Here is a 13,183-nt window from a genome sequence, read left to right on the forward strand (position 1 = left end):
TGCTCAAAGGCCATTTTCTTCTCCATCGTCACTATCTCTTTCCACCAGCCGAGACTCTCTTTAAGTTATCTAGAAAATACTTTCCTCATCTTCACATTTATTTTTAATAGATAATGTATTACAAGGATTGTAGCATAAAAAAAGAGAGCGAGTCAATAGTCATTTCGATTCATTCTAAATTATGTACACGTTCTAAAATAATGTATTCAAAACATGAAAAAGGCACTGTTTAAAGCTATTCCAACTGGGTTTATCTTCTCATTTTATGAAGACAGACGTTAAAGGAACTGGTACACTATAAGTTAAAGAGTTGTTAATGTTTTGTTGGATTAAAAGGAGGAAAGAATTTGAAAAAGAAGAACCGTATGACTAAATTACTTTTAGCATTGCTGCTAACACCTGCTTTGCTGAATGCACATTTTGTTTTTGCTGAAGAAGGAACAGACACACAGCAAGAACAAACAGCCATTGACGAAACCCTTATGGCTGATGAAGAAAAAATATCAGAAACACCTTTGAATACTACTGAAGAAAACATTTTAGAGACAACACCAAGCGGATCGGCCGAACAATTGCTTGAACCCGAAGCTAACCTTTCTGATTCAGAAAATACTTTTACAGAAAATTCGGCTGCAGATGAAACGAATGCTGAAGTGACTGTAATTATTTCTTTAGAAGATCAACGATCCGGTACTACACAAAACATTTCTTTCAGCGGCTCAGTCAATACTACTCAAGTTTTCTCATTGCCCGTGACTGTGGCAGCAGATGATATTGTGACTAGCTCATCTGATATGGCAGTTCCTATCACCGATGCTTCTGGTCAGCTCAGTGTTCAAGTGACGTTTCCGGCTTCTGCAACAGGGATCCATTCATTGTCCATTGTGATCAGCAAACCTGTCACGATAACTTTTGGGAGTGTCAACATCAAACATCTTGATGATTTTGGCAATCTGCTCACTCAATTCGATCTTTTTGTTGCTGGATTTGTTGGCGACAGCTACAACACGATGCCGATCACAGTTCCAGGTTATTTTTTAACTGCTACACCAGAAAATGCAACAGGTACGATCACGGCGACTCCACAAACTGTTATCTATCAATATGATCGTGTTCAGACGACTGTAAATATCGTTTGTGTAGATGAAAACGGTACGACCTTAGGAACGCCTGTTTCACAACCTGGGAAATTTAACGATTCTTTTACTATTGATGCACCAGTAATTGCTGGCTATGAATTTCTAGGCTTCTCTTTATCTGCTAAACAAACAACAGCAACTTCTATCGAAGGGATCTATGGTTTAGAAGATCAATATTTCACAGCAACTTATAGAAAGATCACCAGCACTACAGATCCTTCAGAAGGTATAACTACTACCGTACCTGGCACTCTTCCTGTAGTGAAAACTACGCAAACAAGTAGTCGGAAAAAGGACAATGCATCTTCGCCAAGCGTTATCCAAGTAACAACAAATAAACAAATGAATACACTCTTACCACCTCTAATTCAGAAAAAGAGCTACACACAGGCACAGCTACCTAAAACAGGTGAAAGGAAAATGTCAAACTCGTTGACTGTAATTGGTTTTGGTTTGCTTGGTGTTGTTTATTTTACAAAGAAAAAGAGAGAAAATGAATTTACTATTTAATAAAAAAGCAGATGATCCTTCATTACAAAGGTTCACCTGCTTTATTTTTATTTCAATGCTTTTGCAACATCTTCAATCATCAAACGAGTAGATTCAAGTCCGCCGCCGCTTAAATACCAAACATCCGGCTGCAATGAAACGACTTTATCATTTTTTCCAGCATTTGTTTGTTTTACTAATTCATTATCCGCTACATTATCATTTGTGTCATCTCCGCCAATTGCTTTCGTACGATCAACTACAAATAAAATATCCGGATTTTTTTCTAAGACATATTCATAAGAGACACTTTGACCATGAGTAGAGGCTTCGATCGTATCATCTGCTTGCTTGAAACCAAATGTATCATGCACGATGCCAAAACGAGAACCTGTACCATAGGCAGATAGTTGCCCTTCATTTACTAAAACAACTAATGCTTTTTTATCACTTGCTTCGGCTTCTTCTTTTACATCAGCGATTTCTTTCTCTAAATCAGCGATTTTTGTTTTCGCTTCCTCTTTCTTATCAAAAATCTCAGCAAGTGTTTCAATATTTTTCTTAGTAGAATTCCATGTGTCTTTCGCATCTACTGCTAAATAGATAGTTGGCGCAATTTTTTCAAGCTTATCTTGGAAATCTTGCTGACGACCAGAAATGATGATCAAATCTGGTTTTAATTGATTGATCTTTTCTAAATCTGGTTCTTTGATCCCGCCAGCTGATTCAACTTTTTTATAGTCAGCTAAATATTCTGGTAAATTTTTGGTCGGTGCTCCGACAACTGTATCGCCAACACCTAAAGCATCCAGTGTGTCTAATGAACCATTATCAAAAACAACGACCTTTTTAGGATTTTTCGGTACTTCAACAGAACCATTTGAATCTTCTACCGTAATCGTCGTTTCTTCTGTATTTAATTCTTTTGCTGCTGAACCATCTGTCGCATTGTTACTACTATTTCCGCAAGCACCTAACGTTAGTAAGGCGATCATTGATACTGCTGCAACTGCTAAAAATTTCTTCTTCATTCTATTTCCCCCAATTATATTTATATTGATTTTTTAATTAAATTATTTGATCAAGAGCTGGACAACGTACTCAGCTTTTCTTTATTCCAGCTTCTTACGTTAGCTCTTTCGACAAATAGATAAAATCGTTTCAAAGGCATAGAACACCTTTGAACGTTTTTCCTTATTTGCTCGAGAGCTGAGCAACGTATTCAGCTTTTCTAGCTAAAATACATGCAAAAGCGTTTGCCTTCAATTTCGCATATTCGGATATTCATATCATAAAGTTTGTTCAACGTTTCAGACTGGATCACTTCATCCGTCGTGCCGTGAGTGAATAATCGACCGTCTTTCATGGCTACGATTTCATCTGCATAGCTAGCGGCAAAATTGATATCATGAAGTACGATGACCACTGTTTTACCAAATTCATCTACTAGGCGACGTAATGTCTGCATCATTTGAACCGCAAAATTCATGTCCAGATTGTTCAATGGCTCATCCAGCAAAATATAATCTGTGTCTTGTGCTAAAACCATGGCAATATAGACACGCTGTAATTGGCCGCCGGACAACGTATCGATCAACTCATCTGCCAAATCAAGCAACCCCAGATTTTTCATGGCTTCTTCAACTTTTTCATGATCTTCTTTTTTCAGACGCCCCTTACTATATGGAAAACGACCAAAATTAACTAATTCCCTGACTGTGATCTTCAAATTGATGCCATTCGTTTGTTTCAGGATCGATAATTTTTTAGATAATTCACTTTGCTTCCACGTTTTGACTTCGTTATGATCTAAATAGATTTCACCAGTATCTTTAGGAATCAAGCGGCTCATCATTGAAAGTAAAGTACTTTTTCCAGCTCCGTTTGGTCCAATAAAAGCGGTCAGTTTTTGTTCTGTGATCGGCAACTGAACCTCTGAGACAACAATCTTTTCACCATATCTTTTTGACACATTTTTGATTTCGATCATCCGCGCTGCTTCCTTTCACTAATTATTTTCCCGACAAAATACAACCCGCCGCCAAACTCGATCACAATACTTAACGTCGTGTTCAGCTGAAAAACCTGTTCTACTAGAAATTGACCAAAAACAAGTAATAAGATCGACAATAAGCTGCCGCCTAAAAACAAATCACGATGACGATAAGTGCCCATCAATTGATAACTCATATTTGCTACAATAAAACCTAAAAATGTCACAGGTCCAACCAATGCTGTTGACAAACCGATCAATCCGCTGATCACCGTTAATAAGATAAATTGAAACCTTGGCACATCCACACCTAAACTGGTTGCCTGGTCATTTCCCAGATGTAACACGTCTAGAGTAGCACTTTTCATCCAAAGAAATCCGACCAACAATGTAATCAAGACCCCTGCGATCATTAAATGCTGACTATTCACATTGCCAAAACTGGCAAACAGTTTTCCTTGAAGTAGATCATATTCATTTGGATCCATCACTACCTGCAAAAAAGTACTGATACTATTGAAAAACGTGCCTAAGATGATCCCAATCATCAATAGTAAAAATAGATCATTGCTGCCTTTTCGTAACAAGAAGCGCGACAATACTATACTAGCTGCGACCATCAACAAGACATTGATCAAAAAAGTCCCAATCGTTTCTTTCCCTAAAAGCTGCTGTCCACCTAAAATAAAAAACAATAAGGTTTGAATGAATACATATAACGAATCCAATCCTAAAATATTTGGTGTTAAGAAATGATTTTGGGTCATGGTTTGAAAACTGATGGTTGAAAAAGCTGCGGCTACGCCGACAAAAATAAATGCTAGTAGTTTTTTTCCTCTAAGCTCTAACGCAAACGCCCAATTTCCATACGTTTTATAGGATAAATACAGCGTACAAACGAGCAAAACAGCCAAAAGCAAAACTATGATTTTGGCCGCTGATGAATGGAAGAATTTTTTCATGCTGTTTTCCTCCTCATCAATAAAGCAATAAATATAAAGCTGCCTAACACGCCGACAACAACACTAACAGGCACTTCATAAGGCGCAATCACCACACGTGCTAACACATCACAGGCTAATAGGAAAATACTGCCACCCACCGCTGTGATCGCCAGTGTATTTTTCATATGGTCCCCATATCTCATTGAAACAAGATTTGGAACGATGACGCCTAGAAAGGGAATATTTCCGACCATGATCAGCACAACTGCACTAGATAAAGCGACGATCCCTAAACCAAACAGCTGAATGCGCTGATAATTTATCCCTAAGTTGGTTGCCATGTCTTCACCCATTCCAACTACTGTAAATCGGTAGGCAAATAAATAAGTGACGACCAGTAAAGGTATCGTCAGATACAATAGTTCATAATTTCCTTTCATCACTGTGGAGAAATTCCCCTGCAGCCAAGAAGACATATTTTGAACCAGCTGAAACTGATACGCAAAAAAAGTAGCGATCGAACCAATGATATTTCCAAACATCACGCCGATCAAAGGAATCATCACTTGATTTTTTGCCGGTAAAAAACGCGTTAAATAGATAAACGTCAGTGTCCCGCCAAAAGCAAAGAGAAACGCAATAAACGAGCGAAATAACAATGGTGCACTTGGGAAAAAGACCATAACGACCAAAATACCTAAACGCGCGCTGTCCATCGTACCTGCCGTACTTGGAGAAACAAATTTATTTTGTGTCAAATGCTGCATGATCAAACCAGAAATACTGATCGTACTGCCAGCGATCACTAAGCTGATCGTTCGTGGTATCCTTGTTGTCAACAATACCAACTGTTGCTGTGCATCCCATTGAAAGAATTGAGCCAGAGAAATATCTTTGACCCCAACAAAAATAGACGACACGATCAAAATAAGCAGGAGAACAAATAACCCCAATTTTTTCATAAACTCTCTCCATTTTTTCTAAATAAAAAACCACGATGGTGTTTTACAATTTTTCTATCGAGCTAACTTTGCATACTAACTTCTCGAAAAAAGTTGGCTCCTGTCTATGGCAAAAGCATACACATTCACGACCCCCTATTTTTCTGTCGAAGTTGAACGAGTATGCTCAGCTTTTCTAATTGAGAATGATTTTCATTCTTATTTACTAGTCTATGCGAAATTCGTGAGAAAAGCAACACTTTTTTGCTCTTTCAACTTCTTTAAACAACGAATAAAATCAGTGCTTTCAAGTGTTCTGTGCTATAATTTGTTTAAGACTACTGAATGAAAGCAGGTTCGATAATCTATGGCTCAAGATGACTTACAAAAACATTTAGACAATGCAATGTATGGCACCCCGCAGCTAAAACCAGAGGAACAGCGAAAGTATATGGGGACTTTTCGAGAACGCTGTTACCTAACAATGACCATCACTCAAATGAAAGATCCAATCAACAAAGAGCACTTTTTGAATGAAGCTGAGCAACATCCGGATACTTCTGTTCTTTTAAATGGCGCTATGGATATTGCTTTACAATCAAGTTATATCAAATCGATCAATGAAAGAAATATTCCCTTCACGGTGGTCAATGATTCTGTCACGAATACACCCGATTCACTAGGATTGATTTTGGCTGCAAAAGAAGCAGTCAATGTAGAAACGATCGATATCACAAAAAAATACCCTAAAGAAACAGCTTCTGACGAAAAGTCATCTGCGAAAAAAGGGTTTTGGCATAATTTATTCAATTAATGAAAGGAGTTCTTTGAAATGATCGAACAACAGTTACTAAAACAAGATTTAGCAAATGCTCTGACTGCTCATATTACCTTACTTAGAGAAGTCGAACAAATCGAAGAGGATCATATGGATGCATTTACTTTTATGATGAGAAGTTTTGGTTTTATGTTGGAACATGCCCCCAAAGTCATGCTTGAAGACGATGAGGAGGAACTGCACTATATGATGTTTCAATATTACAGTTTGCTGACTGAACTTAAATATAACCTGATTCTGAATTATCCTTATGCCCGATTGCTGGGGAAAAATTTAATTGATGTCATCGCCGTTTTTCCGACAACCTATGAACGTGAAATGAAGCAATGGTGGGAAAACAAGACTGGATTGGCAGTCGAAGAAACCAAACAAACCATCGCGATCAAGGAATTGGAATACTAAATAGTGCTAACTAAAACGGAAAAAAGAGAGGATGGGACAGAAGTGTCAAGCTTATTTCCGAAGGAGTTGCTTCTGTTTCCACCGTTTATTAAGATTTAGAGTGCGGGACAAAACTGATTTTTAGTTTTGTCCCGCACTCCCTTTTTTTCTTTTTAAAACACTTCTGGATACAATAATTTCAAAACGTCCATCGTCAAATGACGTCCTTGTCCTGCATGAGGATAGGTATGCATATGCATCGCCGGATTAAAATTAGCTTCAATGATCCCGTAAGTCTGATTATCTTTGCTGCCTTTGATCGTTTTGTCTGGAATGATCAAATCGATCCCGCAGATTTTTGCTCCCAAGGCTTTCACTGCTTCAATCGCAATTTGTTTATAACTCTCGTCAAAATCATCCGTTACATCGATCGAATCGCCGCCTGTACTGATATTTGAATTCTCACGTAAATAGACGACTTGATCTTTTTCAGGCACCGATGTCACTAACAAGTTCTGTTCCTTCAACATCAATCGCTCAACATCTCCCAGCTGAATGATCTCCAATGGCGAACGGTGATGCGTCCCTCTTAAAGGATTCAAATTTTTCTCAGCTACTAACGCTTCGACCGACCGAACGCCATCACCTACCACATTAGCTGGAACACGTAATAAGATCGCCCGCACTTGGTCATCGATCACAAAGAAACGATATTCTGTTCCCGGTAGAAACTCTTCGATCAAAACAGCAGAATCCTCTTTAAAAGCCAATTTCAGTGCTTCGCTGTAATCAGCTAAAGAAGCACCTTCTTTGAAAATCGTGATCCCTAAACCATAATTGGTCGTTTTAGGTTTGATGACGAATGCTTTTTCAGAGTATTTCATGTACGCCTGTTCTGCTTGCTCTAAATTATCAAATTCATCTCCAGCAGGAACATTGAAGCCAACTTCTGCTAAGACTTTTTTCGTTACCGTCTTATTCTCCATGATCAGTGGTACGATATAGCTATCTTTACTAGTCATATTGGCATTTTTGACATATTCTACGTGACCTTCATGGGTCAACTTCAAAAATTGTTCCTGTTCATCTAGAATCTGAACCTCTATCCCTTTTTGAATAACATCAAATAAGAAGAGTTGCGTAGATAATTCCATATTCCTAAATCCCGCTAACTGATAGGGTCTTTCATAAACCATTCCCTGATACTCTTTCCCAAAAACGATTCCTAATTCATGATTCGAATTACTCTCGATGATCGTCCACATTTTTCCTGCGATCGTCAAATCAGGAGTCCTCAACTGTCCTCTGTGGATCTCAAGGACTTTTTTGAATTTGAACAACCCTAAAGTTTCGATCATTTCATCCATCTCTGCAAAGATCCGATCGCCTTCTGCTACCAAGTTTACTTGGGCAAATGGATGACCTAAAGCAACCTGTTCATTCAACAAATCACCGGTTGCTACCCAGTCATTTGGTGTTTCTTTTTCATCCGTCCAAAGCAGATACAGCATAAACAAATGAATGAACTCCAAAGATTCTTCTTCGATTCCTAAAGGAGCAAACGGGTTCAAGTCTAAATTTCTTAATTCGATATAACGAATACCGGTTTTAGGTAAATCAGACATTTGCTTGCCGCCACGTAATCGAACCGCCGAATAGAACTCTTTTTCCTCTGATAAAATGCCATTTTCCACCATTCGATGAATGTCGTCGATATAGCTTTGAAGCGATTCATAGGAAACTTTGACATTTTCCTTATTTTTATAGCCGAATGCACTATTGCGGATACTTCTGACTGGCTCTTTTGGACGATCTTCCTTCTCTGTAAAATAGCCCTTTTCACTAACTGGCGACGCGCCAAATAAGTAAGTGATCAACCAACGATAACGTAAATAATTACGTGAAACCTTCATGTATAAAATATTTTTGAAATCTTCGATCGTCTCATATTCTGTTTGCACAGCAAATAATTGTTGAACTAATTCAATCGCATATTCGAAATTAAAGTGAATCCCGCTGACCATTTGTTTCCGTTTGCCATATTCTCGCGCTAAATAGCGTCGATAAAGGATTCCTTCAAATTGCTCTAACTTGGCAATTTTGATCTCCTCATCTTTTTCAGGTAATTTTGGCGGCATACTTAACGGCCATAGCATTTCTGATTTATTCATAGACCGCAGTGCAACATCATGGATCGCTGCTAAATAACGCAGCATTTCATTGATCGAATTTGCTACTGGCGTAATCAACTCTACCTGTGTTTCACTAAAATCTGTCTGAATATATGGATGATAGGAACGATTTCCTAAAATTGCTGGATGATCAGTCTTTGCTAACGCACCATCAAATGTCGTACGTTGACTTTCTTTTTCTAAACCAAAGCGTGCCTCTGCCGTATATGGACGGACACTTTTTTGTTGTAATAACTCTTTAAATTTCATTTTGTCGCCTTTCTTCCCCGTTATTATTCATCACTACTCATTATATAAAAAAAGAGCGGTAAAAAGAATATTTACGCTTAATTTTGTCAAAAAGAACATGATTGCCTTATCTATCGGCGAAATTTACTACTTTCACCATCAAAAAAATCATTGTATACTAGAAAAAATAAATTGAAATGAGGAACTATCAATGACTAATCGAGCCTTGATCGTAATTGACTTGCAAAATGGTCTTGAACAAACTGGTAATGGTTTGTTTCAGTTAAATGATGTATTGACTGGTGTCAATCAACGAATTTACGCATACCGCAAGCAGCAACTGCCAATCATCTTTATCCAACACGAGGATGAGGAACTGATTCCACAAAGTCACAATTGGCAATTATTTGAACAGTTAGACGCTCGCCCTGAAGATTATTATATTGGAAAAACACATGCTAATTCCTTTTTTAAAACCGTTCTTAAACAACAGCTTGATGAGCTTGCTGTAACTGAGCTTGAGTTTTGCGGTGCTCAGACAGAGTATTGTGTAGATACAACTATTCGAATGGCTCATGGGTTAGGCTACACAAATTTCATGAAAAAAGGGCTTAGCACCACCCTAAATAATGAATTGCTTGGAGCCAAAACGATCATCCAGCACCATGAGCAATTATGGAATAAACGCTTTTTGACTTTTATTTAATGCATTTCGTTCATTTCTACTTGGTTCCATTTTACCATAACTATAGGCTGAAAAATTAAAATTATCTCATGATATCTCTTAGCCATTCATGATAGTATAGCTAAGGGATATTTATTGAGCGATTGAACAGCTTCATCCTTTCACTCTCTCAGTTTCAAGATTTTTAACTATGGAGGAATGTATAAAATGAAATTTACGAAAAGACAGATTCAAGATGCACTATATGTGACGATCGGTTCTTTTGTTTTGGCGGTTTCAATCAATTCCGTACTGCTGCCAAACAAAATCGTTGCAGGAGGCGCAAATGGAATCAGCGTTGTGATCAACCACCTTTTCGGTATCAGCCCGGCACTTGTCTTATATGCAATCAACCTGCCACTGTTAGTGCTTTGTTTTTTATTATTAGGTAAAGATGTGGGGATCAAAACGATTTATGGGAGTCTGATTTATCCGTTTTTCGTTGGAATCACTGCTAATTTTCCTGTGCTGACGCATAATATTTTTCTAGCAACGCTATTCGGCGGGATTTTGACTGGTGTTGGTTTGGGATTGGAATTTAGAGGCAATGCTTCAACTGGCGGAACTGCAATTATTTCTCAAATCGTGAATAAATATTTTAAAATTTCTTTAGGCGTGTCGATTTTATTTGTTGATGGTTTGGTGATTTTATCTGCTTTATATGTTTTTAGTACAGATACTGTTTTATTCTCATTGATCTGTCTTTATATTATCGGGCGTGTTGTTGATATGGTCCAAGTTGGATTTGTTCGTTCGAAAAATGTGCTGATCATCTCACCAAAATATGCAGAAATCAAAGAAAAAATCCTGATCGGTATGGATAAAGGGATGACACTCATTCCAATCGAAGGCGGCTACCAACAAACTAAAAGCATGCTGATGATGACTGTGATCAGTGAAAAAGACTTTAACCGTATCAAAGAAGGCGTACTTGAAATCGATGAAGAAGCCTTTATTGTTTCCATGAATGCAAGTGAAGTGTTTGGACGCGGTTTTAGTTTGAAAAAAATTGCTGAAGAATATGGAATTGAAACAAATAATTTATAGTAAAAAAACAGATGTGTGTCTTTGTTGACACACATCTGTTTTTTATTTAAATTTATCACAATTCAAGCTGATCGCTTCACCATTATCGATCAAATGCTCTGCATGCTTTTCGCCCCATGAACAAAGTAAATCAAGGATTTCACCTAATGATTCGCCGTACTCACTCAAGCTATATTCTACTTTAGGCGGGATTTGGTTATAGACCTTGCGATCGATGATATTATCTTGCTCTAATTCACGTAATTGCTGTGTCAGCATTTTTTGTGAGATCTTAGGGATCGCCCGAAGCAATTCGCTTGTCCTCATGACTTGATGTCTTAAATTACAAAGAATGATCGGTTTCCATTTTCCTCCAATCACATCTACAGTAACTTCTACGCCAATGTTGTATTCTTTTTCGACGATAGTTTGTACGTTTTCCATCAGCAACGCATCCTTTCGCTCTTTATTAAAACAGAAAAACATTGATAAATCAATTAGTTACTTTTAGGCGTGTATAAAACTTTAAAGTACGTACTATTCAAACAGAACGATTGCTGATACGATAGTTTTATTCTAAAAGCGAGAGGAAGATTCAAATGATTCATTCATTAACAGATACAGTTTTATTAAATAATGGCGTAAAAATGCCTGGTTTTGGCTTAGGTGTGTTTCAAGTAAGCAACGAGGACACGATTTTTTCTGTTCAAAAAGCCATCGAAGCAGGTTATATCAGCATTGATACTGCACAAATCTATGGCAACGAAGAAGGTGTTGGGGAAGGGATTCGCCGCGGCTTAGCAGCTACTGGAAAAAAACGCGAAGACTTATTCATCACGACTAAAATTTGGAATCACCAATTAGACTACGATCCAACGATTACCGCATTCAACGAAAGCCTGCTAAAATTAGGGTTAGATTATGTAGACTTGTATTTGATCCACTGGCCTGGAAATAATGAGTATCTAACTTCTTGGAAAGCGATGGAAGAGCTATATATCGCTGGAAAGATCAAAGCAATCGGCGTTAGTAATTTTGAGATCCATCATTTGGAAACCTTGCTTGAAACAGCTAAAGTTACTCCTGTATTAAACCAAGTTGAGCTTCATCCAAGAATGGCTCAAAAAGAAATGCGCAGCTTTTTACAAGAAAAAGGGATCGCAATCGAAGCATGGTCTCCATTGATGCAAGGACAACTATTACAAGAGCCAACGATTTTGACTCTTGCAGAAAAATATCATAAATCAGCTGCTCAAATCATTTTAAGATGGCATGTGCAAAATGAGATCATCGTCATTCCTAAATCGATCAAAGAAGAGCGTATCGCCAGTAATGCAGATCTGTTTGATTTTGAATTATCGACAGAGGATTTAGCATTGATCGACCAGCTGGATAACGGTACTCGAGTAGGACCGCATCCGGATACTTTCTTTTTTGAATAGTATGTAATAAAGACAAAGGAGGAAATCATATGGAAATGGGCATCGCAGGTAAAAAAGCCTTGATCACCGGATCTACGAAAGGGATCGGTAAAGCGATCGCTTTAGAATTGGCAAAAGAAGGCGCGGATGTACTGATCAACGGCCGTAAGGAGCAAGAAGTACAGCAACTAGTCAAGGAAATAAAAGAAAACTACCCGGAAACGTCACCGCAGGCAGCAACTGGGGATATTGTCGATCCGAAACAACGTGAAACATTATTTTCACAATTTCCTAAAGTCGATATTCTTATCAATAATATGGGGATTTTTCAACCAATGGCTTATGAAGATATCGATGATGCGACATGGGAACGTTTCTTTCGAACCAATGTGCTAGCTGCAAATGATCTAGTTAAATTCTACTTACCAACTATGCTTGAAGAAAACTTCGGCAGAGTGATTTTTATTGCTAGTGAAGAAGCTATCATGCCTTCAGGCGAAATGCCGCAATACAGTATGACCAAAACAATGCAGCTTTCTTTAGCTAAAAGTTTGTCCAAACTCACAAAAGGTACTTTGGTCACCGTTAACACGATCATGCCTGGTTCAACAATGACTGAAGGTGTTCGTGATATGATCGAAGAAATGTATCCTGATCCTGAATTATCTTTAGAAGAAAAAGAGCGATTATTTATGATCAATAATCGGCCGCTCTCACAAATCCAACGCTTGATCGATCCAACAGAAATCGGTCGTTTGGCGGCTTTTGTCAGCAGTCCTTACGCCTCTGCTTTTAGCGGAGCGGCGATTCGTATGGATGGCGGTATGGTACCAACCATCTTTTAAAAAAATAACCGTTACATCGACT

General features: G+C 38.1%; 13 protein-coding genes and 1 other annotated feature (1 of these 14 running past the window's edge). Of the genes, 7 read left to right on the top strand and 6 right to left on the bottom strand.

All coding sequences use genetic code 11. The features are described 5' to 3' along the window. Positions 1-101, bottom strand: a binding site (T-box leader); it reaches 134 nt to the left of the window's first position. A 246-nt stretch (positions 102-347) separates the two neighbouring features. Continuing rightward, on the top strand, positions 348-1,649 hold the full coding sequence (locus tag IGI58_RS06320; RefSeq protein WP_429954078.1) for a MucBP domain-containing protein: 1,302 nt from the start codon (positions 348-350) through the stop codon (positions 1,647-1,649). Positions 1,650-1,696: 47 nt separating this feature from the next. On the opposite strand, the gene IGI58_RS06325 is transcribed toward IGI58_RS06320, so the two are convergent. The 4 genes from IGI58_RS06325 to IGI58_RS06340 form a co-directional block, all read right to left on the bottom strand. After that, a complete protein-coding gene (locus IGI58_RS06325) occupies positions 1,697-2,659 on the bottom strand; it encodes a siderophore ABC transporter substrate-binding protein (RefSeq protein WP_429954077.1) in 963 nt (320 codons plus the stop codon). A 200-nt stretch (positions 2,660-2,859) separates the two neighbouring features. Continuing rightward, entirely contained in the window at positions 2,860-3,618 is a 759-nt protein-coding gene (locus tag IGI58_RS06330) for an ABC transporter ATP-binding protein (protein WP_087641855.1), read from the bottom strand. Then, positions 3,615-4,583: an iron chelate uptake ABC transporter family permease subunit gene (locus tag IGI58_RS06335; RefSeq protein WP_087641854.1), complete on the bottom strand. Its 969-nt coding sequence runs from the start codon at positions 4,581-4,583 to the stop codon at positions 3,615-3,617. The genes IGI58_RS06330 and IGI58_RS06335 overlap by 4 nt, the downstream gene beginning before the upstream one ends. Continuing rightward, positions 4,580-5,527 carry an ABC transporter permease gene (locus IGI58_RS06340; RefSeq protein ID WP_087641853.1) on the bottom strand — a complete coding sequence of 316 codons (948 nt, stop codon included), beginning with the start codon at positions 5,525-5,527 and terminating at the stop codon, positions 4,580-4,582. The genes IGI58_RS06335 and IGI58_RS06340 overlap by 4 nt, the downstream gene beginning before the upstream one ends. 346 nt (positions 5,528-5,873) lie before the next feature. On the opposite strand from IGI58_RS06340, the gene IGI58_RS06345 reads away from it, so the two are divergent. Both IGI58_RS06345 and IGI58_RS06350 read left to right on the top strand, forming a co-directional pair. Then, on the top strand, positions 5,874-6,320 hold the full coding sequence (locus IGI58_RS06345; RefSeq protein ID WP_087641852.1) for a YueI family protein: 447 nt from the start codon (positions 5,874-5,876) through the stop codon (positions 6,318-6,320). A gap of 18 nt (positions 6,321-6,338) precedes the next feature. After that, on the top strand, positions 6,339-6,746 hold the full coding sequence (locus IGI58_RS06350) for a hypothetical protein (RefSeq protein WP_087641851.1): 408 nt from the start codon (positions 6,339-6,341) through the stop codon (positions 6,744-6,746). Between the two features lie 152 nt (positions 6,747-6,898). Here the strand turns inward: IGI58_RS06350 and gshAB are convergent, their stop codons facing one another. Then, the gene (gshAB, locus tag IGI58_RS06355; protein WP_429954076.1) at positions 6,899-9,166 is read right to left on the bottom strand and encodes a bifunctional glutamate--cysteine ligase GshA/glutathione synthetase GshB; all 2,268 of its coding nucleotides are present in this window, start codon (positions 9,164-9,166) and stop codon (positions 6,899-6,901) included. A 190-nt stretch (positions 9,167-9,356) separates the two neighbouring features. Here gshAB and IGI58_RS06360 point away from each other — a divergent pair, with 190 nt between their 5' ends. Together IGI58_RS06360 and IGI58_RS06365 are read left to right on the top strand one after the other, a co-directional pair. Beyond that, positions 9,357-9,851 carry a cysteine hydrolase family protein gene (locus IGI58_RS06360; protein WP_225534552.1) on the top strand — a complete coding sequence of 165 codons (495 nt, stop codon included), beginning with the start codon at positions 9,357-9,359 and terminating at the stop codon, positions 9,849-9,851. A gap of 186 nt (positions 9,852-10,037) precedes the next feature. After that, positions 10,038-10,916: a YitT family protein gene (locus IGI58_RS06365; protein WP_087641848.1), complete on the top strand. Its 879-nt coding sequence runs from the start codon at positions 10,038-10,040 to the stop codon at positions 10,914-10,916. 42 nt (positions 10,917-10,958) lie between these two features. Here the strand turns inward: IGI58_RS06365 and IGI58_RS06370 are convergent, their stop codons facing one another. Next, a complete protein-coding gene (locus IGI58_RS06370; protein ID WP_087641847.1) occupies positions 10,959-11,339 on the bottom strand; it encodes a winged helix-turn-helix transcriptional regulator in 381 nt (126 codons plus the stop codon). A gap of 155 nt (positions 11,340-11,494) precedes the next feature. On the opposite strand from IGI58_RS06370, the gene IGI58_RS06375 reads away from it, so the two are divergent. Both IGI58_RS06375 and IGI58_RS06380 read left to right on the top strand, forming a co-directional pair. Next, positions 11,495-12,337 (top strand): aldo/keto reductase, encoded by an 843-nt coding sequence (locus tag IGI58_RS06375; protein WP_429954075.1) that lies wholly within the window; start codon positions 11,495-11,497, stop codon positions 12,335-12,337. A gap of 29 nt (positions 12,338-12,366) precedes the next feature. Further along, positions 12,367-13,161 carry an SDR family NAD(P)-dependent oxidoreductase gene (locus IGI58_RS06380; protein WP_225534548.1) on the top strand — a complete coding sequence of 265 codons (795 nt, stop codon included), beginning with the start codon at positions 12,367-12,369 and terminating at the stop codon, positions 13,159-13,161. Positions 13,162-13,183: the final 22 nt, after the last annotated feature.

It is taken from the genome of Enterococcus sp. AZ020, from assembly GCF_050499205.1.
Taxonomy (GTDB): Bacteria; Bacillota; Bacilli; order Lactobacillales; family Enterococcaceae; genus Enterococcus_L; species Enterococcus_L dunnyi.

What these genes read in the sequence shown, in the direction of transcription:
- IGI58_RS06325 (WP_429954077.1), bottom strand. Translation starts at nt 2,659, where the DNA reads ATGAAGAAGAAATTTTTAGCAGTTGCAGCAGTATCAATGATCGCCTTA.
- IGI58_RS06330 (WP_087641855.1), bottom strand. Translation starts at nt 3,618, where the DNA reads ATGATCGAAATCAAAAATGTGTCAAAAAGATATGGTGAAAAGATTGTT.
- IGI58_RS06335 (WP_087641854.1), bottom strand. Translation starts at nt 4,583, where the DNA reads ATGAAAAAATTCTTCCATTCATCAGCGGCCAAAATCATAGTTTTGCTT.
- IGI58_RS06340 (WP_087641853.1), bottom strand. Translation starts at nt 5,527, where the DNA reads ATGAAAAAATTGGGGTTATTTGTTCTCCTGCTTATTTTGATCGTGTCG.
- IGI58_RS06345 (WP_087641852.1), top strand. Translation starts at nt 5,874, where the DNA reads ATGGCTCAAGATGACTTACAAAAACATTTAGACAATGCAATGTATGGC.
- IGI58_RS06350 (WP_087641851.1), top strand. Translation starts at nt 6,339, where the DNA reads ATGATCGAACAACAGTTACTAAAACAAGATTTAGCAAATGCTCTGACT.
- gshAB (WP_429954076.1), bottom strand. Translation starts at nt 9,166, where the DNA reads ATGAAATTTAAAGAGTTATTACAACAAAAAAGTGTCCGTCCATATACG.
- IGI58_RS06360 (WP_225534552.1), top strand. Translation starts at nt 9,357, where the DNA reads ATGACTAATCGAGCCTTGATCGTAATTGACTTGCAAAATGGTCTTGAA.
- IGI58_RS06365 (WP_087641848.1), top strand. Translation starts at nt 10,038, where the DNA reads ATGAAATTTACGAAAAGACAGATTCAAGATGCACTATATGTGACGATC.
- IGI58_RS06370 (WP_087641847.1), bottom strand. Translation starts at nt 11,339, where the DNA reads ATGGAAAACGTACAAACTATCGTCGAAAAAGAATACAACATTGGCGTA.
- IGI58_RS06375 (WP_429954075.1), top strand. Translation starts at nt 11,495, where the DNA reads ATGATTCATTCATTAACAGATACAGTTTTATTAAATAATGGCGTAAAA.
- IGI58_RS06380 (WP_225534548.1), top strand. Translation starts at nt 12,367, where the DNA reads ATGGAAATGGGCATCGCAGGTAAAAAAGCCTTGATCACCGGATCTACG.